The sequence below is a fragment of the Brevibacillus sp. FSL K6-2834 genome, assembly GCF_038592925.1.
Classification (GTDB): Bacteria; Bacillota; Bacilli; order Brevibacillales; family Brevibacillaceae; genus Brevibacillus; species Brevibacillus borstelensis.
Genome location: NZ_CP151945.1, coordinates 2,207,910 through 2,233,579 on the forward strand (window position 1 = coordinate 2,207,910; position 25,670 = coordinate 2,233,579).

Genomic DNA, 25,670 nt, shown 5'->3' on the forward strand with positions numbered 1-25,670 from the left:
GTGAACCGACTTGCAAAAGCGATGACAATCGCAGGATCGGACAGCGGAGGAGGAGCGGGGATTCAGGCTGATCTGAAAACCTTCCACCAATTCGGCGTTTACGGGACAAGCGCTATCACAGCGGTTACCGTGCAAAATACATTGGGTGTAACAGGCGTGTATCCGCTGCCGACGGAAGCGGTAGCCCAGCAGATGCATGAAGTGCTCCGGGATATCGGGACGGACGCAGCGAAGACAGGGATGCTGTTTAACGCGGAGATCATTGAAGCAGTCTCCCGGGAAATCAGCCATTTTGACGTAAAAAAGCTGGTCGTAGACCCGGTCATGATCGCCAAGGGGGGAGCGAAGCTGCTGCAGGATGAGGCGATTGCGGCCCTCAAGCGCTTTTTGCTTCCACTGGCAGAGGTCATCACTCCCAACCTGCCGGAAGCCGAGTTCTTGAGCGGGCTGCGCATCGAAACCCCGGAGCAAATGCGCGAAGCGGCTAGAGCGATCCACCAGATGGGCCCGCGCCATGTGATGATGAAAGGGGGCCATCTTCAAGGGGATGCCATCGTGGATATCCTCTATGACGGCCGGGATTTTTTTGAAATGGAGCATGAACGGGTACCGACCCGTCATACGCATGGGACAGGCTGCACGTTTTCGGCGGCGCTTACTGCCGAGCTGGCGAAAGGCACGCCGCTCGTCGAAGCGGTGGACCGGGCCAACCGGTTTATCGTGGAAGCGATCAGAACGGCACCGCAGATCGGCGGCGGTCATGGGCCGACCAATCACTGGGCGGCTGTGAAATAAAAACAACGGATTTTGCAACAATTGGCAGGGGAAACAAAGCAAGAAAGCCCGCAGCAAAACCTAGATGCAAGAGGGTGCATCGGGGTCCTGCTGCGGGCATTTTGTGCTGGTGCAAAAGGTTCCCAACTGTTGCTTTACTTTATCTCGATCGGAATGGACAGATCCCCCTTCAATCTGGTCGGGTAGTAGTTGAGCGTAAATTTGTACGTGCTGGGGGTGCCCTTGCGAGCCGGTTCCGTACGCTTGAACAAGACGCCATATCTTTGAATGGTTTCGGTTTCTGATGGGGTGGAAGTCCCTTGGACAAATTCGTATCGATTTCCCAGATCGTCTGTCAGCTCTGAAATGTGCGAGCCGTACTCGTGGAAGTCCTGCTCATCGACGCGAAGGTGATAGTCCATGCCGACTACGTCATCATTCTGCCTAAGCGCTTCCAGCGACAGCCTGTCATCCGGCGCTTTCAATAGCACCTTGTTCTTTGCGTCGATTACCACGACCAGCTTGTCTTTGTCCAATGCCTGGATGCCGCTTGCTTTCAGATAGAGTTGCTGAGGAGTGTCGAAATAGTTGCTCTCCAGATGGTAGATCACCTCGTACTCGCCATTTTTATGGGAAGGAATGCCATTCCCCCAAAAGGCAAAGGTTTGTCCCTTTTCATCCACCAGCCGCAAATTGTCGAAACCGAAGATGTGCTTTGTATTTTCGGGAGCGAACCGAACCGTGACTTCCGCCTGGGTAGGGTAAACGGCGACCTGCGAAACCGTCAGTTTTTGTCCGTCGACAGTAATCGTCTGGTTGACCGGGTATATTTTTTCTTTCAGGTCGGCATACCTGGACTTGTCGATGGGGACAGTTACGCTGATCGGAGTATCCATTGGCAGGGCATCCACGTAGATCGTTGCCTTTACAACCAGATGATCCGGGAGCGGCAGACTTTCATCCGTCGGGTATATCTCAATCGCTTCCTGCGCATGGCTGACAGGTTTAAAGCTCCCGCTGGACAGCGAGTAGCTGAGCGGTATTTGGTTGCCCTTGTCATCCGTAATATCGATGCCCTCCAATCGAACGACATGCCCTGGTTCCCTGTGCCTGATCGTATACAGCAGCAGCATCCGCCTTTGATCCCCGATTACCCGATCAATCGTGAAGCTGACGTTATCCGCTTCCGCAAATGCGCCGATTTCTTGTGCCAACCCGTGCTTCGCAGCCCTTTCCAAGCCTTTCTTCGCCTGGACCAAATTTACGATCGGCTCCATTCCGGGAATATTGCTCACATAAGCCGCGAAGGCGGGGGAGAGGCGGATCGTGAACAACAAGCCCGCAACCAGGGAGCACGCGGCAATGAGCGACCAGCGGATGCGCCATATACGCTGATGCTTCCGCAACTGCCCCTTTGCTTGGGTCATACCGGCCAGAATAAAGGCGTCTGCCTCCGGAGGAGCCTGAGTCTTTTCGTACTGTACCTTCTTCTCTGTTAATTGTTGCTCGATCCGATCCTCGCCGGGGCGCGATTCCGACTCTTCTCCTGAGAAAAAAGCGTCCGTTTCTTCGCGTCGATTCATCATCTCACCAACCTTTTCCCAAATCTTTGCGCAACGCGCCCAACGCCTTGTGAAGCCATGTCTTGATCGTTCCCTCGGGATGATCGAGCAGGGCGGCGATTTCGCGTATGGTCAAGTCTTCGAAGTACTTTAAAATAATAACCTACCGATGCATGCCAGTCAGCCGGGAAATCGCGTCTTCCAGCTCAAGCCGCAGGTCGGTTGTATCCGTGTCATCCCGAATTGGCGCATCGCTGCCCATATCACTTGCCAGCGACCGTTTTTTTCGTTTTTGCTCATCCACACAGACATGGATCATGATCCTCGTCAGCCACGTGGAGACATAGGCCGGCTGCTTGAGCTTGGGCAGCTTGAGATAAGCACGGCATGTGACTTCCTGCATAGCCTCCAGGGCGTCGGTTTCATTGCGAAAGAAAGCGTATGCGACTCTGTACAGCTTTTCTTTATGTGTCTGCATCAGTTTGTAAAAGGCGTCATCATCCCCCTGCTGGGCAGACGAGACGAGTTGTTCCAGATTCACGCTCACCCCTCCTTCTTATTAGACGGCGACGGGGAAGAAACGGTTTTCAAAATCGCATTTTTCTCCTTGTCTGGGGGGAACCGGACGCCTTCTTTTCGCTTATCGTATCGTATAGCACCTAGAGAGGACGGTCAAAACGGGGATGTGGATCAAATGGGTGACGATTCATGAGTCGTACGGTTTGCCAAGAATGGCGAATGAGTGCAGGCACTACTTGGAAATGAAGGGCATTCGTGTCCGCCTCTTGTCACGGAAAACGCAGCGAACGGGGCACGTCTATGTGCTGCAGGTACCCGAGAAGCAGAGGGATCAGGCGTTGGAGTGGCTTCACCAGTTTAAAAACCGCCTGTAGCTGATCATCAGGACAGCGACAGCCATTTTCCTCCATCGAACCCCTCGCTCGGGTTCGGAGATACTATCTCTGGGGGGATCGACATGGCGACGACGCTTACAGAAAAACCGGAAACAGTTGCGAATAAAGAGTCAAAGCTGTTTCTGCCTGATTTTGTTTTCTTCGAGCCCGACGCACTCCATTATCCGTTAGGGAAAGAGCTTTATCAGCGGTATCAGGAGCAGGGCATCCCGATCCGAATGACGACCAGCCACAACCAGGTCCGCGGGATTCCCGGAGAAACGGACGTGGAGCAGTATCGCAATGCGAAGCGGACGCTGGTCGTGGGCGTGCGCAAGACGCTCAAATTCGAGCAGTCCAAGCCGTCTGCCGAATACGCCATCCCGCTGGCTACAGGATGTGCCGCGCACTGCCATTACTGTTATTTGAACACAAATATCGGCACAAAGCCGTATATCCGCGTATATGTCAATACAGACGACATACTCCGGCAGGCGGAAGCCTACATTCGCGAACGGGAGCCGGAAATTACCCGGTTTGAGGCGGCTTGCACCTCGGACCCGGTCAGTATCGAGCATATCACCGGAAATTTGCGGAGAGCGATTGAGTTCATGGGGAAGCAGCCGCTGGGACGGCTTCGTTTCGTAACCAAGTTCCATCACGTGGACTCCCTGCTGGACGCCGCCCACAACAAACACACCCGCTTTCGCTTCAGCATGAACGCTGATTACGTCATCAAGCACTTTGAACCGGGGACTTCCACATTCGCCCAGCGCCTGGAAGCGGCGGGAAAAGTGGCCAAAGCGGGGTATCCGCTCGGCTTCATTCTCGCGCCGCTGTACTGGTTTGAGGGATGGGAAGAAGGATATACCGACTTGCTGGAACGTCTGCGGGAACAGCTGGTGCCGGAGGCGATGGAAGACCTTACGTTCGAACTGATCCAGCACCGCTTCACCAAGGTGGCCAAGAAGCTGATCCTGCAGCGCTATCCGAAGACAAAGCTGGAAATGAACGAGGAAGAGCGCAAGTACAAATGGGGCAAATACGGGAAAGGCAAATACGTTTATCCGGACGTGCAGGCAAAAGCGCTCCGTGAGCATTTGGAAAAGGAAATCACCCGCCTTTTCCCGCAAGCGAAAATCGAGTATTTTACGTGAGAACGAGATGAACAAAAAAATTTTTGATCGATAGACCGTAAAACAATGAACCGCCAGCCCCCATGCTGAGCGGTTTTCTTGGTCGAACGGATTCCTGCGGACAACAGCCAAGCTGCGAGCACATTTCGGAGAGGAAGACTTGTCGTAATCAGGTGCAAATGTTCTGCGCAAAGCCTCAAGCGGCACAGTTTTCTGCGCCTGACATTATCCGAATCTTTTCGACAAAATTGACATGTCCATGCTACAATATGGAGGCTCTCATATCTGGGAAAGGATTTGTTGTGACAATTATGAAGCCCGTATTTGTAACTATCGAGGGACCGATTGGCATTGGCAAAACGTCGCTGTCCCGTGAACTCAGCAAAGCCTTTGATCTGAAACTGCTGGAAGAGATCGTGTATGAAAATCCGTTTCTGGGAAAGTTTTATGAAAACATTGCCGAATGGAGCTTTCAGCTGGAGATGTTTTTTCTTTGCAACCGGTACAAGCAATTGCAGGATTTGCACCGGGACTATCTGAAACAGGGGATATCGGCAGTGGCAGATTACAATATTTTTAAAAACACCATTTTTGCCAAGCGGACATTGGATGAGGAGAACCTGCCCAAGTATCTGAAGATTTATGATATCCTTACGGAAGGCTTGCCACAGGCGAATCTGGTCATCTACATGACAGCATCGATCGATACGGTGATGAAGCGTATCGAGATGCGCGATCGCGATGTGGAACGCAAAATGGATGTAGGCTATATGAAAAATCTGATCGCTGATTACAATGAATTTATGGAAGCGTTTGAAAGACGCCATCCAGATACGCCCGTAATCAAGTTTCAGTGCGACGAGCTTGATTTTGTACATAAGCCGGAAGATCTGCAGCATGTTCTGAAGCAAATCGAACCATATATCCGTTCGCTCCAGGGGGCTTAATCTTTCCATGCGCACGGCCTGATCATTTTAGAAGGAGTTACGTTCATGTCTGGGTTTAAAAACAGTGATTTGAGAGAAAAGTACGGGATACCTAGCAACGCTGTCATTACGATCGGGGGAACGGTAGGTGTCGGAAAGTCCACCTTTACATATGCTTTGGCCGATCTGCTCGGCTTTCGGGTATCCGTGGAAAAAGTGGACAACAACCCGTATCTGGGGAAATTTTATGAAGATCTGTCCCGCTGGGGCTTCCATCTGCAGGTATTTTTCCTCGCAGAGCGGTTTAAAGAGCAAAAGCGGATGTTTGAATACGGGGGCGGTTTTGTGCAGGATCGCTCTATTTACGAGGACACCGGCATTTTCGCCAGGATGCTGTACGAGCAAGGGCACATGACGGAAGAGGATTACCAAACGTATACGCAACTGTTCGAAGCGATGGTCATGACTCCGTATTTTCCGCACCCGGACATCCTGATCTATTTGGAAGGAAGCTTTGACGACATTCTGGACCGCGTCCAGGAACGCGGCCGTCCGATGGAGCAGCAGACGCCGACCGATTACTGGCTGGATTTGTACAACCGCTATGAAAAGTGGATCTCCTCGTTTTCGACCTGTCCGGTTCTTCGGATCAACATCAATGAATACGACGTCGTAGAAGATTCGTCTTCCGTCGAAGTTGTACTGTCCCGGGTAGCAGAAAAAATCAGACTCGGGCGGTCCTTCCACCGCTAATGCCATGCCCCTTTGATGATAGGAACTCTCGTCAGCAAAGGGGCTTTTATCTGATCGGACACAAAGGTTTATGATATCATGGAGAAAAGCGTGTTTATTCAGGGGGCGTTCAAGTGAAGCGGTGGATGCTGATTGTTGCCCTCGGATCGGTTTGCCTGGCTTCCATCTGGATTATTACTGCCTTCTACCGGTCGCAAATGATGGAGAAAACGTTGAATTCCGTCACGGCCGGAGAAACGTATGCCTTTGAGCAAGCTTTTCAGCGATTATTGATTGGACAGCAAGACGATCAGGCCAGCTTTCGGATAGCCGAGTTTGAACGAGGCAAGATGCCAAAACAGCCGATTCAACTTGGACTGCATAAAAAAGAAGCCTTTATACATATTGATGTGACAACGAACCAATCCTTGGAGGCAGCGGAAAGCTTCCTTTCCCAAGTGGAGCTTATCGGCGATGTGAAGTACAGCACGTCCGTCCGCGAGGTGTCACGAGGCAATTATCAATTGACGATGACCTTTTCGGAAATCAAAGACGAGTTCGGGTTTCGTTTTGGGAATATTCCGACGATCACTCTCCGAAGAATGGCCCCCCTTGCTCTTACCATTCAGCCCGGCAAGGCAGAGGGAGCGGTGCTCATGCTTCCGGAGAGCAGAGAATCCCGATCCTTGTACATAACGGAAGGATTGGGAACGATTCTGCTGCGATTTTCAGAGCCTATGATCAGGAAGGAAGAAGCGGGACGGTCAGTCAACGGCTACCCGGCAGTCTGGCTGGATGATCGGACGATGTCTCTTGATGTGCGAAGGGTCAATCGGGCGGCGCTGGACTTGACGCAATTCCATTCGCAAAGCGGGAACTATCTGCCCGAAGAGTATCGCTATGTGGCATTATACAAAAAACAGCCGTTGTCCTGGCTCTCCTACCCTGACAGCGAGGTGGTCGGTTTTAGTCCCTATGACTCCTTTTACGACCGATTGATACTCTCTCCTGACCGCGAAAGCTATCTCGGCGTGATTGACAGAGGGCGAAGCAAGAGCAGACGGGGAGATAGACAGGTTGCCCTCGTTTTGGAGCAGAGAGGACGTGATCCGCTATTGATCGAGCCGATGCTGGAAGGCAGCGGACTCTCCCATGCGACAATCGATTGGCTGGATGCAGGGAGATTTCTCTATGTCGAAGAGAAGCTTGGAACAGTGTATCATTTGGCTACGGGAGAAAAAACGCCGCTTTTCGATGAGACGTCGACCGGGTCGATTGCGCTGGAAATGGCTGTAGACGATGTGGATGGCTATCTCTATATCGTGCTCGTGCGTCCAGCGGGCGACAAAAATTTGTATCGGGTGGAAAAACGAACGTATCGCCTCCATGATCTCGTACTGGAGAAAACGGAGTCGTTGGGAGAGGCATTGCTTCACCCTCGGGAGAAGCTGCCAGCCTTTCCGATCAGGGTACGAAAAGACGGCATTTATTACACAATACCGGGTCCTACGGAAAACAAAACCGTCTTTGTATCGCGCAAGGGCAAATCCTGGACGGCCGAAGGCGAGGTTGTCTGGGCCAATGACCACAGCCAGGCTGTCTTAAAGCGAAAGAGTGACGAGGAAGCCGGGACGTATACATGGTGGCAAATCGGAGGGAGACAGCGGGAGCTGCATGTGACCCGTGCGGAAGTGATGCCGTTTGGACCGTATCTTGTAACGAATGACGGTTTGCGGTATCAAATCTGGGATGATCGAAGGAAGCGTTGGGAACCGCTCGATTTGGCCGAGGGTGACATCCGATTGTCCGCGGCAGAGGGCAATGCTGTGTATTCGCGACAGCGGTGAAGACGGCTGCCCTTCCTGCACATTTCTGTCGCGGAAAACGGCTTCTGATCAAAATAGGCTGTGGTATAATAGGTGCATCTTGGAAGGAAAAAGGAGCACAGACATGGCAGAAGAATGGTTTGAACGAAGCTTTCGCGAGGACTACGTGTTGGTGTACAAACACAGGGATGACGCGTCAGCTGATAAAGAGATAGCCAACCTCCTGGAGCGTTTGCCCATCAAGCGATCCGGAAGAGTTCTTGATCTTTGTTGCGGGAGCGGACGTCATTCGCGTGCACTGGCCCGACGCGGGTATGAAGTTGTCGGGGTAGATTTATCAAACGTCCTGCTTCAGCTCGCCAATGAGCAAAAGATTCTCCCTAATCTGCATTTTTACCAATATGACATGCGACATATACCGTTTCGGGAAGAGTTCGATATCGTGGTCAATCTGTTTACCAGCTTCGGGTATTTCTCTTCGGACGAGGAAAATGCGCAGGTCGTTCAAAACATGGCCCTTGCCCTGAAATCGGGGGGAGAGGTGGTCATCGACTACTTGAATCCCGCGTTTGTAGAGGCCAATCTCGTACCGCACTCCGAAAAGGAAGTCGGCGGACTGCTGATCGAGGAGGAGCGGTGGCTGGAAGCAGGATTTGTGAAGAAGCGGATCGTCGTTAAGGATAAAGGCGCAGCGGAAACGAGAGTCTACCAGGAGCAGGTCCGCCTCTTTACGGTTGAGGAGATGACCGCAATGCTGCAGAAAGCTGGCTTTGTCAACATTCAGACGTTTGGCAATTACCAGTTTGAACCGTATCAAGCGGCTGACTCGCCTCGGATGATCTTTTTCGCAGTCAAAAAACAGGACGTCGCGGATAAGCGTGACTAACCCGCTATCAAGGTGAATATGATGGTGAAAACGATGTCATTCATCGATGATGGGGGTGCGCTGAGTGAGCAAGCTTTCGCTGGAACAAGTGAAGTTGTATTTGAACAAAGTGCCCGGCTGGAGACTGATGGAGGATCGGATGGCGCTGTCCCGTACGTATCAGTGCCGCGATTTCTCCACTGCCGTCAGCTTTGTCAATCGTGTAGCGGAATTGCTTGACCAGGATAGTCACCATGTCGAAATCCTGATTCGTCAATCGACAGTGACCTTTACGGTGACGACGAGAGAAGCGCACGGTTTGACCGGGAAAGACTTTGCCCTGGCACAGACGATCAGCAAGGTAAGCTGAAGAGGGGATTCCCGCCTTGTTCGGACGAGGCGGCTTTTTTTGTGCAAGCGCATCTGTCTGTTATCATAGAGGAAAAAGAACAAAGTGGAGGGATTTTTCCATGGACATCCATAAACACGATCAACTTCTCGGCTTGATCGAAGAGCATTATGCCAAAGGACAGATTCAGGCGCAATTTACACAGTGGGACTCGGACAGCGAAGATGAAGAGGTGACTCAGCTGCAAGGCACACTTGCCTCGTGGAAGCTGACGGACAACGAATTTGGAGAGAAGGATTTGCTGATCGTCCTGGAGTCCGATACAGAAGGAACCGTAGAAATTTTGATGGAGATCCCTGCGGATGAAGACAATCTGGCGGTATTTGCCGAGGGGCGTCTCTCTATCTTCGGAACGGAAGCGGAGCTCATCTTGTCCAAATGAATGGCAGAGGTCTCTATCGCTACCTGGGTACACCGGAAAAGATGAATGAACGAGAGGTGTACGCCTGCAAAAAGTACATCAGGAAGCATCGCGCTGCGATGAAACAAATGGGAAAGGTTCTGCTCGATCTGCCGGCGCTCTTGACGCCATTTCACTTGGATTGCGAAAATTGCCGTCTCGTTCACCGGGAGACTTGCTGTGAAGGCGGACAACCCTATGCCGTAGAAAACCAGCAGGCCGATCTGCTGGAGCGGGAATCGGGTGCGATCGCAAGCCAATTCTGGAGCGAGCGGGAGCAGCGAGGATGGGCTGCCGAAGGGATCTGGGACAAACACTATGGTCTGGGCACGATCCGGATGGACCACGGGAACTGCCTGTTCTATAAAGAGATGAACGGAAGGTACGGGTGCTCCATTCACGCATACGCCGAGAAGTCGGGAGTGGATGTTGTTTCACTCAAGCCGTTTAGCTGCCAGCTTTACCCATTAGAGGTCATTGATACGGGCGAAATAATACTTCTGACCGCTTTGACCGAGGAAACGGCTTCTTTCTCCAGATGGGGCACCGATTATTTGGAGCATTTCTACTGTGCAAGCATAGAACGGCGGAAAGCAGCAGTACATTTGGATGAGAATCTGTTTTCGCTAACGGGCTATAAGCCGGCCTATTTATGGAATCTGCCGTTGCTGCATGCGCTGCTGGGCCCGGATACAGCCCAGTCGCTGGAGCTCTTGGGATACATCAGCGAGCAGGAAAATCTCGTCACATAGGGGCAAGAGCAATTCCCCGCGTATGTTTCCGAGAGTTTTTGAACATCCTCTAGTAACGATGTGGTATGATGGCTAGGTCAGATAAGTAGATTGGCAAAGGAGCAACAGTGATGAACGCGAAGACGACAAAAGAATCCCGTACGATTCAGGCTTCCCTCGTACAACCTTCAGACACCAACTTTCACGGCACGATGTTTGGAGGGAAAATGATGGCCTATATTGACGAAGTGGCTGCCATTGCGGCGATGAGGCATTCCCGCCGTCCCGTTGTCACGGCGTCGATTGATTCGATCGATTTTCTTACTCCCGTAAAAATGGGCCATTCCATCTGTCTGGAAGCGATCATCTCCTCCACGGGAAAAACATCGATGGAGGTATTTGTTAAAATCATCTCGGAAAATTTGCGAACAGGGGAGCGAACCTTGACCGCTACCTCTTTTCTCACGTTCGTAGCGCTCGGTGAAGACGGCAAGCCGACTCCAGTACCGCCCATCATCCCGGAAACCGACGAGGAACGCTATCTGTTTGAAACGGCAGAGGAGCGCAAAAACATGCGCAAAGAGCGGAAACGGAGCACGGAAGCATTTGTCAGCCAATTAAATATTACAAAGAATATATAAGGTTAAAACAAGAAGAGGCGATGCCATAAGGCATGCCTCTTTTTCAGTCCAAAAAGCGTGCTCGTATTTTGGCTGTGGGGAGCAGACATACGGTCGACCGGCCGAACCAGCGATAGCGGTTGCGAGCGATGAACCGATACAGTCTATCCCTGACAAGCCTTGGGAAGAAAAAGCCGATCGCTGAGAAAATCGGCCAGGCTCCGCGCAAAAGCCGACCAACGCGCAGGATTGCATCAGAATAGACGTACACGGTTCCCTGGTCGATCAGTACGACAGATGACAGGTCGTGAGTCGCCAGTCCATACTGCTCCAGCAAGCTTTGGCCTGTCTCTGACTGCAGTGAGGCGAAGTGAATCCGCCCCGCCGGATCACGCGGGATGATAAAGCGGACAGCGCCGTTGCAGAAATTGCAGACGCCGTCGAATAACAGGATTGTGTCTGGATGGGAAGCAGTAGACATGGCGGACGCCTCCTGTTGAGCATGAAATCTGGCAATGTTACCTCCATCATAACAGGAAGGTCCGCCGGGTCAAGGGAGGAAAACGTTGAAGCAATCAAATTTCAGGGACGAGACAGCCGCTTGCCAAGAGCTCTGCCGCTTTTGCCATGTCCACATGCATTTCCCGGTCTTCGGAGAGTGGCGGTATGACCTCACGAAGCTTGGCATAAGCTTTCTCCGTGCCGATTCCCAATTTTCCTTTGCCAAATTCGATTGCTTGCGCAGCCGCCAAATATTCGATGGCGAGTACCTTCATGGAGTTGGCGATGACGGTTCTCAGCTTGCGGGCCGCCGTCGTTCCCATGCTTACGTGATCCTCCTGATTGGCAGAGGAAGGGATAGAATCGACGGAAGCCGGATGGCACAGCACCTTGTTCTCCGAAACGATAGAAGCAGCGGCATATTGCGTGATCATAAATCCGGAATGCAGGCCGCCTTTTTCCGTTAAAAAACCGGGGAGTCCGCTTAATTGCGGGTTGACCAGACGCTCGGTCCGCCGCTCGGAAATATTGGCAAGCTCAGCTATTGCTATGGCCAAAAAGTCGGCTGCCAATGCCATCGGCTGACCGTGGAAATTCCCTCCGGAAATAACATCGCCGGTCTCGGCGAAGAGAATGGGATTGTCGGTTACACTGTTGCACTCTCTGGTTACAGCAGCACGTACATACTCCCAGGCATCGCGTGTAGCGCCATGCACCTGCGGGACGCATCGGAGGCTGTAGGCATCTTGCACGCGGAGCTCCCCTTGCGCTGTCGTCCGTTCGCTTCCTGCGAGATGGGCAAGCAGCTTGCGAGCAGATTCCTGTTGGCCGGGATGGGCGCGGACGAGGTGAAGCTGTGGATCAAACGCTTTTGGAATCCCGTGCAACGCTTCCACGGTCATGGCGGCGATGACATCGGCATTTTCGATCAGCGCATGAGCATCAGCCACAGCCAGGCAAAGGAGAGCGGTCATCGCCTGCGTACCGTTGATCAATGCCAGACCTTCTTTTGCCTCCAGCCGAATAGGGGATAAGCCAGCGCTCTCCAAGGCGGCTTTGCCGGGCATTCTTGTGCCGTTTACCTCCGCTTCTCCTTTCCCGAGCATGACGAGCACCATATGGGAGAGGGGAGCCAGATCGCCGCTTGCTCCCAGAGAGCCCTGCTGCGGGATGATCGGATGGACGCCGCGGTTGCACATTTCGATCAGCAGGTTGATCGTCTCTTCCCGGATGCCGGAGTATCCCTTGGCCAGTGCATTGATCCGCAGGGCCATCATCGCACGGACCACCTCGGTCGGATAGGGATCGCCTATTCCACACGCATGGCTCATGATCAGATTTTCCTGCAACTGGCTGACGTCTTCTTGAGGAATCACTACGTCGGAGAACTTGCCAAAACCAGTCGTAATCCCATAAACGACCTGTTGGTTTTGAACCATTTGTTCAACCATCGAGCGGGATTTACGGATTTTTTCAACGGCTTCCGGCGTCAGTTCGATCTGCTCGAATTTCCTGGCAATGGCAGCTACTTGTTCAATGGTCAGCTTATGTCCGTCCAGACGGATAGAAATTGTGCGTTGATTCATGAGTATTTTCCTCCTTTAGCATAGCAGAGGACAAAAAGGAAGAGGGGCTAGGATTGTTATCCTAGCCCCTCTTCCCATGCGGGTATGAAATTAACAAAACGAGTAAGCGCCAAGTTCTGCATTTTTTTCCCCGCTTCCGTCTGCTTATTATTCAGATGATTTTTTCTATTCCCTATTGTAATACTAGTTTATGAGCTGTCAAGTGAAAACGTTATCATCCGTATCATATTCTTTCACCCGGCAGAATGCGTTTTCCTGCCCAAACCAAAAAAGGGCGCTTATTTTTTTGAAATATGGGCAAGTGCGGTTTCTCTAGACGGGTGAATGTCATACCATGTACTGTGCTATTTCACTAGAAAGGACGTGTGAGTTTGGAAAGACGCCGAAATATGCCACCTATGCCTCCAGCGTTGCCGATGCCTTCACGCAGGCCCAAAGAGATGCCCAAACCTTCACCGAATTTGCCGTCGCCAAATGTATCACCAAACATTCCATCACCGAACCTGTCTCCGATCATGCCGTCGCCAAATATGCCATCGCGAAACGTGCCATCACCGAATCTATCGCCGAATATGCCATCGCCAAATATGCCGTATCGGGCGGTGCCAAGACCAAACAGGCCTTATCGGATGATGCCATCGCCAAACATGCCGTCACCGAACATGCCAAGACCAAACAGGCCGCATCGGATGATGCCATCGCCGAACATGCCATCGCCGAACATGCCGTCTCCGAATATGCCATCACCGAACATGCCATCACCAAACAGACCCTTCCCGAAAAGACCGTCAAACCGCAGACCGCCAGCTCCGCCGAGGAGAAGGGAACGCAGACCAAAGTCCGGGGCTCATGCAGACCTCGAAATGCTCCTGTTCAAGTACAGAATGCATATGGAGCGTATGCATCACTACAAGCAAAAATGTGAACAGTACCGTCATCACCGCAAAAAATACAATACGTACTACCGCTTTTACGATCATCATAAAAAGAGAATGCGCTACTACTACGATAGCTGCTATCCGCAGCATGACTCAGGGAGCAGTTCCTCCGGCTGCGGTTGTTCTGGCAGCGGTTCCTCCGATTATGGATCCTCCGGCTACAGTTCCTCCAAATACGGTTCCTCCAGATATGGAAGGTCAGGACATGGTTCCTCTTCCTCCGCATGCAATTGTGGCGGACCATGTTGTCAATAACAGCATACGCAATGACGCTGCTTGCTGTGAGCAGCGTCATTTTTTTATGCATAAGCCTGCGGGCAGAGGTTGTTGCTTTCTCAAACAGGCAGACCTTCGGGTGAAATGCCCGCCTTTTGCATGTCCCGCCGCAATGTGCGAAGAGCGTCATCTTTATTTTTGCATTCGAGCATCACATCGATGTCGTAGTCGCTGAGCTTTGTGACCCATTCGATGAACTTCACCGGATCGATCTTATCTGCATGGGAACGAAAATCGCTTTCCGATTTTGGAGAGGAAAAGTGCATCTTCGGAGTTCGCGTGCCCCACGTTTTGAGTATTCGGGGAATGTATTCAAACAGATCTTCGCCATTGTTGAGACAGTCGTGGTGATGGACATCCAGTACCATCGGGATGCCAATCCGCTCACAGAGTGTCAGCACGTCGATCATGGAAAAGGAGGTGTCATCATTCTCTACGACCAGCCTGCGCTTTACGTTCTCTGGGAGCAGCTCGAACTGATCGGCGAAGCGTTGAAGCGAGGCTTCTTTGTCGTTGTAGACACCGCCTACATGGGTAACCAGGACGGAGTTGTCGTCGAGGCCCATCAGATCGAAAACGCGGGCATGGTAGGAGAAATCCGCAATCGTTGCTTTCAGCACTTTCGGATTGTCTGTATTCAAAATACTGTAGTGGCCAGGATGCGAGGTCATGCGGATGCCGTGCTTTTTTATATAGGCACCGGCCTTGTCGAAATCCCAGCTAAACTCCTTGGCCCAATCCCAATCCTCCGTAACCTTGTGGGTGGCCAGCGGCACGAACTCGGAAGGGAGCCGGTAGAGAAAAATACGATTCTCTACATTGTAAGCAAGCAGGTCCATCAGGTTAAAAAAGTTGGTTTGCAAAACTTGCCTCAGCTTTTTTAGTCTCGCATCCGGCGAGAGCTTTTGAACCTGAGCTACCGTCGTTTTCTTATTGGGATTGTTCGGGCTGTCCAGACGGATGCATGCATACCCAAGTCGTATCATCCGGAACCCTCCATTTCGGTTTAGGCTTACTCCTAGTATTTCCCCGAAACGAGCTTGCGGGCGTGCATGAGCGTTTCCTTTTGGTGGGAAGCTAACAGCGATATTCCATCAGGAGGAGACGACCATGGAGCATTATTTAGCGGAACAGTATCGAGAAGGTCTGCAGGCATTTGGCCAAATGATGCCGGACGCACTGCAGGCGTATAACGATTTCACCAGCAAGTGTTTTTCTTCCGGTACGCTGTCTTCCAAGCAGAAACACCTGGCAGCCTTGGCGATTGCCTTGTACGCCGGAAATGAACACTGCATCGTGTTTCACCTGGAAGCGTTGTTGGAAGAAGGCGTATCCAAGCAGGAAATCGCGGAAACGGTCGCAGTTGCAGGGGCGTTTGGCGGAGGAACGACACTCTCTCACGGTGTCATTTTGATCCAGGAAGTAATGGAGGAAAAGAATCAGGGGATTCAGTAAACATCCCTTTGCAGCCCTTCCTGGTATTTGGTCAAGACCCCATTTAGTGGACAGTAAGAAAAAACCCGACCGTTAGACCGACAGCTGACGTCTGAATTCAACAGGCGTCAGCCTTTTTAATTTTCGTTGTGGTCGACTTTGGTTGTAGAATTGAATATATTCCTCAATTCGCCTTTGTGCCTCATCCACACTTCGGATATCATAAGGGTAGAGCCCTTCCGTTTTGAGATGCGAGAAGAAGCTCTCCATCGAGGCATTATCATAACAGTTGCCTCTCCGAGACATGCTGATTTGGGCGCCAACCTTCGGCAACATGTCGTGGTAAGCGTAGGACGTGTACTGGAATCCCTGATCGCTGTGAACGATCAGTCCAGTCACGTCTTTCGTCTTTTTAAAGGCTTTCTCAAAGGTCCGTAGGACCAACTGATTGTCGTTGCGAACTCCAATGTGGTAAGCCACAATCTCATTATTAAACAAATCCTTAATAGCAGACAGGTAGAGCCACGTATCCGCGACACGATACTGTGTGACATCGGTTACCCATTTTCGATTAGGTGCATCCGCTTTGAAATTCCGCTGCATCACATTCTCAGCGACTCGTCCACCTTCGGTTGAAGCATAGTGACCTCGATATTTGCGGCGTATTCGAGAACGGAGCTTCATTTCTTGCATCAGACGTAGTACCTTCTTATGGTTGACCCATACCCCGTGATCTCGTAAGAGAAACAGCTGGGTTTGTCGATACCCATATTTACCATCATACTTCTTATAAACTACTTTGATGAGGTCTTTCACGGGCTTGTCCCGGTCCGCTTGTTGCCGTTTCAAGTATGCATAGTATCCACTTCTTGAGACTCCAAACAGCTTGCAAAGTTCACTAGTCGTATACTCACCAGCTACTTGCTTGATCGCCTCATACTTATGGGCTGCACCTCCCGCATCCAGATTTTCAAACACTTTTTTAGCATCGAGTTCTCTCGTTTTAGCTTTTTAACATATCGATCTTGATCAACATATTCTTCACGTCTACCTCGTTGATCCATCAACCCAAATTCGCCTAACTGTTTATATTTTTTCATCCATACTTTAAGCCGGTGGCGGTCCGGAATCCCCAGATGCTCCATGATTCGACGGTATGTCCATCCTTCTTCGATATGCAGTCGTATGGCTTCCACCTTTAATTCGTGAGAATAACTTCTAAACGTTTGCCCCTTTTTCACCATAAAAAATGCACCCCTTAAATTTCATCGGATTTACCAGGGGTTTAATCCAATGTCCATTCTAAGGGGTGCACTTCAATTTGGGGAAGGGCTGCTTTTTCTTATATTGCGATAGGGAGGAAAAAGCTATAAGATGAGGAAGTCATTTCATCCGTGCTCGAGGGGTATTTATGAATACGTTATCACAATCGTACAGCATTGGTTTAGTCATCCTGTCCTATTTTATCGCTGTTTTGGCTTCCTACACGGCATTGGATCTCGGTGGACGCGTCAGTCATTCTCGGGGAAACATTCAGAGAATTTGGCTAATGGCCGGAGCAGGCGCGATGGGATTGGGAATCTGGGCAATGCATTTTATCGCAATGCTTGCTCTGCATCTGCCGATTCATGTTGATTACGATTTCTGGATCGTTTTGATTTCCATCCTATTTGCGATGTGCGCATCAGGTATCGCCTTGCATGTGGTCAGCAGCAAACACATGTCCAAAAAACGGCTGGCAATCGGCTCGCTGTTCATGGGAACAGGGATAGCCTTGATGCACTACGTCGGGATGAGCGCGATGAGGTTGGATGCGCAAATCGTTTACGATCCGGTTTTGTTCGCGATCTCCATCCTCGTTGCTGTCCTCGTATCTGCTGTTGCGCTGATGATTACGTATCGTTTGCGAAAAGCAGGAGACGTCCGCGGAATAGGACTGAAAATACTGGCTGGCATGGTGATGGGGGCGGCAGTTGCTGGAATGCACTACACAGGTATGCTGGCCACCTCGTTTGTAACGCATGGCAATCATCATCCGTCGCCATCCTCGGCTGTCAGCACGATCTGGCTGGCTTATGCGATCGGGATAGCAACTCTGATCATACTCGGGATTACGCTGTTATCGGTATATGTAGAAAAGCTCTTGATGACCAAGACATTGCGGATGATGGAGAGCGACCAGCGGTACAAATCGTTGTTCGAGTACAACCGGGATGGTGTCATATCGTATGGTGTGAACGGCCAATTGATTGGCATGAATCCTGCTGCCAAGGAGCTGACGGGCAGGGAATTGCTTTCGCTTTCAGACTTCGTGGACATGTGTGACCAAGCGGATGCGGAGATGATTCGGAAACATTTTTTGCAGGCCGTTCTCGGAGGAGCCAATACATACGAGGTAAAGCTGTATCCCGAGCCGGAAAAGCAAGTCATCCTGCATATGACCAATGTTCCCATTATCATAGACGGAGAGGCGGCAGGCGTGTTTTTTATTGCCCGCGATGTAACCGAGCAAAGGCAGGCTGAATCCAAAATCAATTACCTGGCTTACCACGATGCATTGACGGGTTTGCCCAACCGGCGATTTATCGAAGAACAGCTTGAAAAAGCGATCCGGAATGCAAAGAATCGTGAACAGACTGTCACTGTGATGTTTCTCGACTTGGACCGCTTTAAGCTGATCAATGACTCTTTGGGACATGACTTTGGCGATCTGCTTTTGCGAGAAGCGACGCATCGGATCGTCAACTGCGTCGGAGAATCGGGTATCGTAGGGCGACTCGGCGGCGATGAATTTATTGTCTTGATGCCGGAGGTGCCAGAGAGCGAGCTGATACAGATGGCGGATCAATTGATCCGGATCATCGAGCAGCCCTTTTTGATCGAGGGGCATGAGCTGTATATTACGACCAGTATCGGAATCTCGCGCTTTCCAGAGGACGGGAATGACTATCAGACATTGATGAAGACGGCAGATACTGCCATGTACTCGGCCAAGGAACGAGGCAAAAACGCCTATCACAAATACTCGGCCCATATGCAAAAGGCGGCATCGGAGAGGATGTACCTGCAAAACGAACTGAATCGCGCTTTGGTTCGCAACGAATTGCTGGTCTATTACCAGCCGCAAGTCAATGTCACAAACAAGAAATTGTCAGGTATGGAGGCGCTCGTCAGATGGAATCATCCGAAGCGTGGCGTTATTCCTCCGGATCAGTTTATTACGATTGCAGAAGAAACGGGGCTGATTGTTCCAATAGGGGAATGGGTCCTGCGGACAGCGTGCAAACAAAACAGAGAATGGCAGGAAATGGGGTATGCGCCGGTTCGCGTTGCCGTCAATTTGTCCGCCCGTCAATTTTTAAAAAAGGATTTTGTTCAGACAGTTGAGGGAATTTTGCGGGAGACCGGCATGCAACCCGAATATTTAGAGCTGGAAGTAACAGAAAGTACGATGATCGACGTGCAGCGGGCGACGCAAACACTCTATGATTTGAAAAAACTGGGAGTGCACATTGCAATCGATGATTTCGGGACAGGCTACAGCTCTCTCTCCTACCTGAAAGATTTTCCGTTGGACAGGCTGAAAATCGATCGCTCCTTTATTCGTGACCTGAAAAAAAGTCCAGGCAATAGAGCAATCGTCGCGACGATCATCTCGATGGCCAAAAATCTGGATTTGCACGTAATCGCTGAAGGGGTAGAGACTTCAGACGAGCTCGATTTTTTGCAGGAGCAGATGTGTGAGGAGGTACAAGGATTTTTCTTCAGCCATCCGCTGACAAAGGAAGATATGGAAAGCTATTTGAAAGAAAAGTTCTCGAAGCCTGGTATCAGCTAGATGCCAGGCTATTTTTATGCCAGTTCGCTTTTCTGAGAATTTGACAATATCGTGTAGGTTATTGTCGAAATTTGGTATTTTTGTGAAGATAGGTTATGTTCGGGAGGAAAGAGGGAATAGGAAAAAAGAAACAGTCAAGCTGTCGGCCCATCTGATGATCGAGACCATATACACAGATTATGTTCGAGAGAGAAAGGAGGGGGAGCATGAAAGGTGACCAGAAATGGCCGGGTGGGTTCGAGACGGGCCGGAAATCGATCAGCACGATCCGGCAGGATGAGGAGCTATTATATCTCGTAGCGATTGCTTTTGAAACAGCGCCAAATCCACTTCTTTTAACCAATGCGAATGGAACGGTCTTGCTCGTCAATCAAGCTTTTTGTGAGGTGACAGGCTTCTCCAAAGAAGAGATCGTAGGAAAAAATCCGCGTCTTTTAAGCTCCGGGCGTCATCATCCGCATTTTTATCAAAGAATGTGGGACAAATTGACCAAAGAAGGAGAATTTCAAGGCGAGATCTGGAATCGGCGCAAGACTGGCGAGCTGTTTCTTGAATACATCAGCATACGTGCCGTTCGTGGGGAGAATGGCGACATTCAGTACTATACGGCGGCTTTCAGTGATATTACGGAACAGAAGAAGCACCAGGAAAAAATCAAGTACTATGCGTATCATGACTACCTGACCGGACTGCCGAATCGATTGCTGTTTCAGCAGAAAGTAGAGGAACAGATCAGAGTGGCTCAGAAGGAGCATACTTTTTTCGCGCTGCTCTTTCTCGATTTAAACGGCTTTAAACACGTTAACGACACATTCGGGCATGATGTAGGGGACCAATTAATCCAAGCAGTCGCCAAACGTCTTCAGGGTCATTTTCAGGAGGGAGTAACGGTCTCCCGGATGGCAGGGGATGAGTTTAACATTTTGCTTCCGAACCTTTCTTCAAAGCGGGAAGCAGAAAAAGTGGCAGATGATCTCATTCGCTTACTCGAGTCGCCCTTTATCATTGATCAGACCGAGATTGCGGTTTCGGGCAGTACCGGAATCAGTATATACCCGGATGACGGGGGTGACCTGAAAGCACTGCTTAAACGGGCAGACTTTTCGATGTATCAGGAAAAGGGGAAAAGAAAGTAGTCTTTTTTCACGGATGTGAAACGTGAACAGGAATCGCAAGTATAGCGCAGGTTTGGTATTGGGGTGAAGGTATGCAACAACAGGTAAAGAAATCGGCCGATGTATGGCCAGTTGATATTGAGAGGAAGACGATGGTGTATGCCGTTCTGGCTATCGCCTTGTTTATACTGGTTTCCCTGGTGGAGATACCTTTTTCTATGACGATGACGTCTGAAGAAGTTCAATCGTTGTACCGCATGCTCGAGTTTTTCAACATTATGGTGGCCATTTCGATTGCGTTTCAGGGATGGATGCTGTTTCCAGTGACGATGTCCCGTCATCGCCTTTTGATCGGCGCCCTGTTCCTGGTTGTCGGCGTGTTGGATTTGCAGCACACGATCAATTACCAAGGGCTGTCTTTTTTTGGAGGCGAAAGCTCCGTTCAGAAAGCGACGTGGTGTTGGGTTTTGTCCCGTTTCATTTGTTCAATCTTTATCCTCGTCATTTTATCGACCAAGGACAAGGAGATCAGCGTATATCAAAGAAAGCCCGTATTCAGCTTCGTGATTCTGCTTCTCATTCTCATTTTTACATGGCTCGGCACGCAATCGGAGCGCCTGCCGCTTCTTATCACAGAGCAGCAGGAAGTGACTTTGCTGAAGGCAGGAATGGAATATGCAGCTTCGTTCTTCAACCTCGCCGGGGCCGTTCTTTTTGCGCTGCTTTATCGCCGAGACAAAAACCCGACTATGCTGAGATTTGCCACTGCCTCTGTTTATCTCATGCTCGGCGGTCTCGTCTTCACCCAGAATCAGACTGGAGATGACTGGTATACCATCATGGGGCATGTATTCAAATTTTGCGGGTACTACACCATTATGAAGGCGATCTATGTCTCCACGATCGAAGAGCCCTTTCGCCGCCGTCGCGAGGCAGAGCTCGCATTGAGCAAAAGTGAAAAGCAGTTGAAAACGATCACGAACACGCTTGGAGAAGGAGTCATCGTCGTCGACCGCGCGGGCAGCATCACATTTGTCAATCCGGAGGCGGAACGCTTGCTGTCCTGGATGAAGGAAGAGTTGCTCGGCCGGGATATCCGCTGGATTGCCCAGTACAAGCCACCCTGCGACGGAGCGGTTGCATACGAGACAAGTCCCATTTTGCAGGTACTCGCAAACGGAAAGAAACGGCGTGTAGAAGACGCGATGTTTTTCCGAAAAGACCGCTCTTCCTTTCCTGTGGCCTATATCACCTCTCCCATTATCGAGGACAATCAGGTGATCGGAGCTGTAACGGCCTTTCGGGACATCACGGACAGCAAAAAAGCGGAGGAGACCATTGAGAAGCTCGCTTTCTTCGACAACATTACCGACCTGCCAAACCGTTTTTTGCTGGAGAAGCAGTTGGCTGAAGCGATTAGAGAGGCTCGGGAGAAAAAAATGCTGGGCGCGGTTTTGTTTGTGGATCTTGACCGGTTTAAAACAATTAACGATTCCTTGGGTCACGGGATCGGAGATGAGCTGCTGAAAAGCGCTGCCGAGCGGATTCAGAAGTGCATAGAAGGAAAGTATAGCGTTGCCCGTTTTGGCGGAGATGAATTTGTCATCATGCTTTCAGAAATAGACCATGTCAATACAGTCATGCGCATATCCTCATCGCTTATCGCAGAGATGTCCCAGCCTTTTTTCATCAATGGGCATGAACTGTTTACGACGGTCAGCATCGGGGTTAGTCTTTTTCCAAAGGACGGGACAGATCCCCAAACGCTGATCAAGCTTGCCGATGTTGCGATGTACAAAGCAAAGCGTCTTGGCGGCAATCACTACCAATTGTACAAAGAAGAGATGAATACCCTTACCCCGGAGCGCCTCGCCTTGGAAAATGCCCTTCACCATGCATTGGAACGCAACGAGCTCGAGCTCTACTACCAGCCGCAGATTGAGACAAAAACGGGCAGGATTGTAGGGATGGAGGCGTTGATCCGCTGGAATCATCCGGAGCAGGGAGTGATTTCTCCGGGAGTGTTTATCCCGCTGGCCGAGGAAACGGGATTGATTATTCCGATTGGGGAGTGGGTTCTGGAGACGGCTTGCCGGCAAAATAAAAGCTGGCAGGAAGCGGGGGCGCCCAAGGTCCGCGTGGCTGTCAATCTATCGGCGGCACAGTTTTATCAGGAAGAGATCGTAGACAAGGTAAAGAGCGTTTTGGAAACGAGCGGCCTTGCTGCGGAATGCCTTGAGCTGGAAATTACGGAGAGCATTGCAATGCACAGCGTCGACCGCGTCATTGAGACCTTCCGGGAGTTGCATAAGGTAGGCATTCAAGTATCCATGGATGATTTTGGAACAGGCTATTCATCGCTCAGTTACCTCAAACATTTCCCGATCAAGCGTTTGAAGATCGACCAGTCGTTTATCCGGGGAATCCCGAGCCGAGCAGATGATGCGGCGATCGCTTCCTCGATTATCGTGATGGCGCACAGCCTGGGGCTGCAGGTGCTGGGAGAAGGGGTGGAAACGGAGGAACAGCGGCAGTTCCTTGCAGAGCGAGGGTGTGACGAAATGCAGGGATATCTGTTCAGCAAGCCGGTGCCGGCCAAGCAGGCGGAGGAACTTTTGAAGAAGCAGACTGTCGTGAACAATTGAACTCGTGCCATTTTTCTGAACTCCATGTATACTCGTAGTAATCGTTTCAATTGGAGTATAGGGAGGAGTGAGGGGACATGCTAGATCAATTCGTCATCGATATCAGCGATGTTTCCTGGCAGAGAGAAGAGAAACATATTTTGCGCCATATTCATTGGCAGGTAAAAAAAGGGGAGCACTGGTGTCTGGTCGGCCAAAATGGTTCAGGTAAAACGAGCCTGCTCAATCTTATTTGCGGCTATACTTGGCCGACAAAGGGGCAAGTGTCTGTATTGGGTCACCGATACGGCGAAGTGGACCTGCGCGACATGCGCAAATCAATCGGCTGGGTCAGTTCCTCGCTGATGTCTCAACTGCATGAGAATGAGACTGCCGAGAGGGTGGTGTTGAGCGGACGCGAGGCTACGATCGGGCTGTACACAAAACCGTCGGCAGAGGATATTGACCGGGCCGATGCCTTGCTGGAGGAGTTTGGCTGCGGGCATTTGCGTCATTCGCCATTTCGGACACTATCCCAAGGGGAGCGGCAAAAAGTCCTGATTGCCCGTGCTTTGATGGCTTCTCCGCGACTGCTGATTCTGGACGAGCCTTGTACAGGCCTGGATCTGCTGGCACGGGAACAGCTTTTGTCCATGATCGCACGGGTCGCCGAGCAGCGGGACGGTCCCACTTTACTGTATGTGACCCACCATATCGAGGAAATTCTGCCATGCTTTACTCATACCCTGCTGTTAAAGGCAGGGCAGGTCGTGCGAGCTGGACAATCATTGGATGTATTGACAAAAGAAGTACTGAGCGGTTTCTTTGGCGTTCCTTTGGAGCTTCGCGAGGTTAGCGGACGGGTGTGGGTGAGTCTGGGTGAAGCTTCGCCTGCCAGGTAAGCGCGACTTTTCAGCCACACCCTCGGGCATTCGTGTATAATAAGATTAGGAATATACTCTTGGAAGGAGAGGAGAGATGGTAGCTTGACGAACGTAACGGAACAAATCGCCGAGTCCACGTGGGCGATCCTGACCTATGAAGAAGCGTGGAAAAGCTATATCAACAGCTATGTGATTGCGAAAGACGATGCGTTTGTGCTGGTGGACTCCCATCTTCGCAAGCACCGCCCCTACTTCCAGCAGGCACTTGTGGAGATCGGAGTCAAACCGGAGCAGATTGCCTATGTATACTTCACGCATCGTCATGCTGACCATATCGGAAACGCCGATCTTTTCCCCTCACGGCATAATTGGATTCATCTCGAAGACTACTATGAGCTAGACGATTTTTCCCAGACTTTTTTCGGTCATACGTTCACGGGGACTGGAGGAGACCTGCCGTGTCTTCGATTTCGGCAGCTTCCCTTCCATACGGAGGGATCTGTCGCCTTCTTTGATCCGGATACGAAAATTTGCTTTATCGGGGATCACATCCACTTCGGCAGTACGCCATGGGAACAACTTGTCGACTACGGCACGCTGCAGCGTGACGCTTGCAGGCAATTCATCCAGCGATGCAAGGACGAGGAACCGGAAAAGGCCGCAGGCTTTGCGGAAGGATTGGAAATTCTGCTGGACTGGCCGATTGAGTATTTGGCTACAGGGCATGGCCCGATCCTGCGCGGCGACATTGCCCCTTTTTTTCAGGAATTGATCGGGATTGTTCGGGGATAACAAAATGGCATGGAAATAAAGAAGAACCGCGCAACGGCAAACGTTGGTACGGTTCTTCTTTTTCGATGACGCCTATCACTAGTTATCCAGCTTGTGTGGAAGCTTTCGTCCATTCTTCCAGACGCTTCTCCAGTTCTGCGCGATTCAGGCAAAGTGAAAGGCCGGATTTTGTCATGAGCTGATGCAAATGAGTAATTGCTCTCTCGTAGTTGCCTTTGGCTGCTTCGATTTCGGCCAGGCAGAGGAGCTTCCATTCTCGGGTTGAACGCTTTCCTGGTATCAGGCTGTAGGCTTCGATCGCGCTCTCGATCTCACCCAGCCGGGCGTGTGAGCAGGCAATCAATCCAAGCGAGTCGGTCATGCCTTGATCCCGCTGATAGACGCGAAAAGCGATTTCCAGCGCTTCCGAGTACTTGCCGCTCGTAAAGTAGACAAAGGCAAGGTTGTAAAAGAGGTAATGCACCATTGCCTGATTAAACAGGGACGGGCGTTCCTTGCATACATTCAGGCCCTGTACAATATATTTCTCTGCCAATTCATAGTTTCCCGACAGGATTTCCAATGTTGACTTATCCAGCATGGCGACCGTCCGCGTGCGATTGCGCCGATAGGAAGCGTCTAGCCAGCGCTTGCGTCTTTCCGGATTTTGCCTGAAAAAATGTCCGATGTATTGGTAGCGAAACGGCCAGTGCAGTCGCAAAAAGGCTACTACCAGCACGACGGCCACGCCTGAAAGCGTCGATGTCAGATTTAGGTCCAAATATTCCAAGCGGGTGACACCCTCTCTCTGCTGTGTCTCTTTTTTATC

The 25,670-nt window shown here is 50.9% G+C and carries 26 protein-coding genes; 18 read left to right on the plus strand and 8 right to left on the minus strand.

Annotated features, from left to right (window positions below; all coding sequences use genetic code 11):
- Window positions 1-795, plus strand: a complete 795-nt coding sequence (gene thiD, locus NST96_RS10875; RefSeq protein ID WP_003387448.1) for a bifunctional hydroxymethylpyrimidine kinase/phosphomethylpyrimidine kinase — start codon at window positions 1-3, stop codon at window positions 793-795.
- 134 nt (window positions 796-929) lie between these two features.
- Here thiD and NST96_RS10880 read toward each other — a convergent pair whose 3' ends face one another.
- Both NST96_RS10880 and NST96_RS10885 read right to left on the minus strand, forming a co-directional pair.
- On the minus strand, window positions 930-2,360 hold the full coding sequence (locus tag NST96_RS10880; protein WP_342406294.1) for a DUF4179 domain-containing protein: 1,431 nt from the start codon (window positions 2,358-2,360) through the stop codon (window positions 930-932).
- Window positions 2,361-2,499: 139 nt separating this feature from the next.
- Window positions 2,500-2,877, minus strand: coding sequence for a sigma factor (locus NST96_RS10885; protein ID WP_342406297.1), 378 nt, complete (start codon window positions 2,875-2,877; stop codon window positions 2,500-2,502).
- A gap of 142 nt (window positions 2,878-3,019) precedes the next feature.
- On the opposite strand from NST96_RS10885, the gene NST96_RS10890 reads away from it, so the two are divergent.
- The 10 genes from NST96_RS10890 to NST96_RS10935 all read left to right on the plus strand — a co-directional run bounded on the left by NST96_RS10890 (window position 3,020) and on the right by NST96_RS10935 (window position 10,895).
- A complete protein-coding gene (locus NST96_RS10890) occupies window positions 3,020-3,229 on the plus strand; it encodes a hypothetical protein (protein WP_003387444.1) in 210 nt (69 codons plus the stop codon).
- Between the two features lie 83 nt (window positions 3,230-3,312).
- The gene (gene splB / locus NST96_RS10895) at window positions 3,313-4,386 is read left to right on the plus strand and encodes a spore photoproduct lyase (RefSeq protein ID WP_003387443.1); all 1,074 of its coding nucleotides are present in this window, start codon (window positions 3,313-3,315) and stop codon (window positions 4,384-4,386) included.
- Between the two features lie 290 nt (window positions 4,387-4,676).
- Entirely contained in the window at window positions 4,677-5,312 is a 636-nt protein-coding gene (locus tag NST96_RS10900) for a deoxynucleoside kinase (protein ID WP_024985136.1), read from the plus strand.
- 45 nt (window positions 5,313-5,357) lie between these two features.
- The gene (locus tag NST96_RS10905) at window positions 5,358-6,044 is read left to right on the plus strand and encodes a deoxynucleoside kinase (protein ID WP_003387441.1); all 687 of its coding nucleotides are present in this window, start codon (window positions 5,358-5,360) and stop codon (window positions 6,042-6,044) included.
- A gap of 113 nt (window positions 6,045-6,157) precedes the next feature.
- Window positions 6,158-7,870, plus strand: coding sequence for a hypothetical protein (locus NST96_RS10910; protein ID WP_339167764.1), 1,713 nt, complete (start codon window positions 6,158-6,160; stop codon window positions 7,868-7,870).
- A 103-nt stretch (window positions 7,871-7,973) separates the two neighbouring features.
- Entirely contained in the window at window positions 7,974-8,735 is a 762-nt protein-coding gene (locus tag NST96_RS10915; RefSeq protein ID WP_003387439.1) for a class I SAM-dependent methyltransferase, read from the plus strand.
- A 64-nt stretch (window positions 8,736-8,799) separates the two neighbouring features.
- Window positions 8,800-9,084: a 4a-hydroxytetrahydrobiopterin dehydratase gene (locus NST96_RS10920; RefSeq protein WP_003387438.1), complete on the plus strand. Its 285-nt coding sequence runs from the start codon at window positions 8,800-8,802 to the stop codon at window positions 9,082-9,084.
- A gap of 100 nt (window positions 9,085-9,184) precedes the next feature.
- Window positions 9,185-9,505 (plus strand): hypothetical protein, encoded by a 321-nt coding sequence (locus NST96_RS10925; RefSeq protein ID WP_003387437.1) that lies wholly within the window; start codon window positions 9,185-9,187, stop codon window positions 9,503-9,505.
- Window positions 9,502-10,275: a DUF3109 family protein gene (locus NST96_RS10930; protein WP_024985138.1), complete on the plus strand. Its 774-nt coding sequence runs from the start codon at window positions 9,502-9,504 to the stop codon at window positions 10,273-10,275. Before NST96_RS10925 ends, NST96_RS10930 begins: the two co-directional genes overlap by 4 nt.
- A 110-nt stretch (window positions 10,276-10,385) precedes the next feature.
- Entirely contained in the window at window positions 10,386-10,895 is a 510-nt protein-coding gene (locus tag NST96_RS10935; RefSeq protein WP_003387434.1) for an acyl-CoA thioesterase, read from the plus strand.
- A 43-nt stretch (window positions 10,896-10,938) separates the two neighbouring features.
- Here the strand turns inward: NST96_RS10935 and NST96_RS10940 are convergent, their stop codons facing one another.
- Both NST96_RS10940 and hutH read right to left on the minus strand, forming a co-directional pair.
- Complete coding sequence (locus tag NST96_RS10940; protein WP_342406305.1) at window positions 10,939-11,355, minus strand: thiol-disulfide oxidoreductase DCC family protein; 417 nt, start codon at window positions 11,353-11,355, stop codon at window positions 10,939-10,941.
- Window positions 11,356-11,449: 94 nt separating this feature from the next.
- Window positions 11,450-12,961: a histidine ammonia-lyase gene (hutH, locus tag NST96_RS10945; RefSeq protein ID WP_172920636.1), complete on the minus strand. Its 1,512-nt coding sequence runs from the start codon at window positions 12,959-12,961 to the stop codon at window positions 11,450-11,452.
- Between the two features lie 334 nt (window positions 12,962-13,295).
- On the opposite strand from hutH, the gene NST96_RS10950 reads away from it, so the two are divergent.
- Complete coding sequence (locus tag NST96_RS10950) at window positions 13,296-13,886, plus strand: hypothetical protein (protein WP_172920635.1); 591 nt, start codon at window positions 13,296-13,298, stop codon at window positions 13,884-13,886.
- A gap of 348 nt (window positions 13,887-14,234) precedes the next feature.
- Here the strand turns inward: NST96_RS10950 and uvsE are convergent, their stop codons facing one another.
- Entirely contained in the window at window positions 14,235-15,161 is a 927-nt protein-coding gene (gene uvsE / locus NST96_RS10955; RefSeq protein WP_122957746.1) for a UV DNA damage repair endonuclease UvsE, read from the minus strand.
- A gap of 124 nt (window positions 15,162-15,285) precedes the next feature.
- Here uvsE and NST96_RS10960 point away from each other — a divergent pair, with 124 nt between their 5' ends.
- Window positions 15,286-15,630 (plus strand): carboxymuconolactone decarboxylase family protein, encoded by a 345-nt coding sequence (locus NST96_RS10960; RefSeq protein WP_003387429.1) that lies wholly within the window; start codon window positions 15,286-15,288, stop codon window positions 15,628-15,630.
- Window positions 15,631-15,702: 72 nt separating this feature from the next.
- On the opposite strand, the gene NST96_RS10965 is transcribed toward NST96_RS10960, so the two are convergent.
- Together NST96_RS10965 and NST96_RS10970 are read right to left on the minus strand one after the other, a co-directional pair.
- Window positions 15,703-16,587, minus strand: coding sequence for an IS3 family transposase (locus NST96_RS10965; protein ID WP_155808033.1), 885 nt, complete (start codon window positions 16,585-16,587; stop codon window positions 15,703-15,705).
- The gene (locus tag NST96_RS10970; protein ID WP_024985204.1) at window positions 16,527-16,853 is read right to left on the minus strand and encodes a helix-turn-helix domain-containing protein; all 327 of its coding nucleotides are present in this window, start codon (window positions 16,851-16,853) and stop codon (window positions 16,527-16,529) included. The genes NST96_RS10965 and NST96_RS10970 overlap by 61 nt, the downstream gene beginning before the upstream one ends.
- A 167-nt stretch (window positions 16,854-17,020) precedes the next feature.
- Here NST96_RS10970 and NST96_RS10975 point away from each other — a divergent pair, with 167 nt between their 5' ends.
- The 5 genes from NST96_RS10975 (at window position 17,021) to NST96_RS10995 (ending at window position 24,862) form a co-directional block, all read left to right on the plus strand.
- A complete protein-coding gene (locus tag NST96_RS10975; RefSeq protein ID WP_003387428.1) occupies window positions 17,021-19,447 on the plus strand; it encodes an EAL domain-containing protein in 2,427 nt (808 codons plus the stop codon).
- A 206-nt stretch (window positions 19,448-19,653) separates the two neighbouring features.
- Window positions 19,654-20,583 (plus strand): GGDEF domain-containing protein, encoded by a 930-nt coding sequence (locus NST96_RS10980; protein ID WP_003387427.1) that lies wholly within the window; start codon window positions 19,654-19,656, stop codon window positions 20,581-20,583.
- A 71-nt stretch (window positions 20,584-20,654) separates the two neighbouring features.
- A complete protein-coding gene (locus NST96_RS10985) occupies window positions 20,655-23,207 on the plus strand; it encodes an EAL domain-containing protein (RefSeq protein ID WP_251247096.1) in 2,553 nt (850 codons plus the stop codon).
- A 77-nt stretch (window positions 23,208-23,284) separates the two neighbouring features.
- On the plus strand, window positions 23,285-24,088 hold the full coding sequence (locus NST96_RS10990) for an ABC transporter ATP-binding protein (protein ID WP_342406311.1): 804 nt from the start codon (window positions 23,285-23,287) through the stop codon (window positions 24,086-24,088).
- A gap of 84 nt (window positions 24,089-24,172) precedes the next feature.
- Window positions 24,173-24,862, plus strand: a complete 690-nt coding sequence (locus NST96_RS10995; RefSeq protein ID WP_003387423.1) for an MBL fold metallo-hydrolase — start codon at window positions 24,173-24,175, stop codon at window positions 24,860-24,862.
- A gap of 82 nt (window positions 24,863-24,944) precedes the next feature.
- Here NST96_RS10995 and NST96_RS11000 read toward each other — a convergent pair whose 3' ends face one another.
- A complete protein-coding gene (locus tag NST96_RS11000) occupies window positions 24,945-25,631 on the minus strand; it encodes a hypothetical protein (protein ID WP_003387422.1) in 687 nt (228 codons plus the stop codon).
- Window positions 25,632-25,670: the final 39 nt, after the last annotated feature.

What these genes read in the sequence shown, in the direction of transcription:
- NST96_RS10880 (WP_342406294.1), bottom strand. Translation starts at nt 2,360, where the DNA reads ATGATGAATCGACGCGAAGAAACGGACGCTTTTTTCTCAGGAGAAGAG.
- NST96_RS10890 (WP_003387444.1), top strand. Translation starts at nt 3,020, where the DNA reads ATGTGGATCAAATGGGTGACGATTCATGAGTCGTACGGTTTGCCAAGA.
- splB (WP_003387443.1), top strand. Translation starts at nt 3,313, where the DNA reads ATGGCGACGACGCTTACAGAAAAACCGGAAACAGTTGCGAATAAAGAG.
- NST96_RS10900 (WP_024985136.1), top strand. Translation starts at nt 4,677, where the DNA reads ATGAAGCCCGTATTTGTAACTATCGAGGGACCGATTGGCATTGGCAAA.
- NST96_RS10905 (WP_003387441.1), top strand. Translation starts at nt 5,358, where the DNA reads ATGTCTGGGTTTAAAAACAGTGATTTGAGAGAAAAGTACGGGATACCT.
- NST96_RS10915 (WP_003387439.1), top strand. Translation starts at nt 7,974, where the DNA reads ATGGCAGAAGAATGGTTTGAACGAAGCTTTCGCGAGGACTACGTGTTG.
- NST96_RS10925 (WP_003387437.1), top strand. Translation starts at nt 9,185, where the DNA reads ATGGACATCCATAAACACGATCAACTTCTCGGCTTGATCGAAGAGCAT.
- NST96_RS10930 (WP_024985138.1), top strand. Translation starts at nt 9,502, where the DNA reads ATGAATGGCAGAGGTCTCTATCGCTACCTGGGTACACCGGAAAAGATG.
- NST96_RS10935 (WP_003387434.1), top strand. Translation starts at nt 10,386, where the DNA reads ATGAACGCGAAGACGACAAAAGAATCCCGTACGATTCAGGCTTCCCTC.
- NST96_RS10940 (WP_342406305.1), bottom strand. Translation starts at nt 11,355, where the DNA reads ATGTCTACTGCTTCCCATCCAGACACAATCCTGTTATTCGACGGCGTC.
- hutH (WP_172920636.1), bottom strand. Translation starts at nt 12,961, where the DNA reads ATGAATCAACGCACAATTTCTATCCGTCTGGACGGACATAAGCTGACC.
- NST96_RS10950 (WP_172920635.1), top strand. Translation starts at nt 13,296, where the DNA reads ATGTACTGTGCTATTTCACTAGAAAGGACGTGTGAGTTTGGAAAGACG.
- uvsE (WP_122957746.1), bottom strand. Translation starts at nt 15,161, where the DNA reads ATGATACGACTTGGGTATGCATGCATCCGTCTGGACAGCCCGAACAAT.
- NST96_RS10960 (WP_003387429.1), top strand. Translation starts at nt 15,286, where the DNA reads ATGGAGCATTATTTAGCGGAACAGTATCGAGAAGGTCTGCAGGCATTT.
- NST96_RS10970 (WP_024985204.1), bottom strand. Translation starts at nt 16,853, where the DNA reads ATGGTGAAAAAGGGGCAAACGTTTAGAAGTTATTCTCACGAATTAAAG.
- NST96_RS10975 (WP_003387428.1), top strand. Translation starts at nt 17,021, where the DNA reads ATGAATACGTTATCACAATCGTACAGCATTGGTTTAGTCATCCTGTCC.
- NST96_RS10980 (WP_003387427.1), top strand. Translation starts at nt 19,654, where the DNA reads ATGAAAGGTGACCAGAAATGGCCGGGTGGGTTCGAGACGGGCCGGAAA.
- NST96_RS10985 (WP_251247096.1), top strand. Translation starts at nt 20,655, where the DNA reads ATGCAACAACAGGTAAAGAAATCGGCCGATGTATGGCCAGTTGATATT.
- NST96_RS10990 (WP_342406311.1), top strand. Translation starts at nt 23,285, where the DNA reads ATGCTAGATCAATTCGTCATCGATATCAGCGATGTTTCCTGGCAGAGA.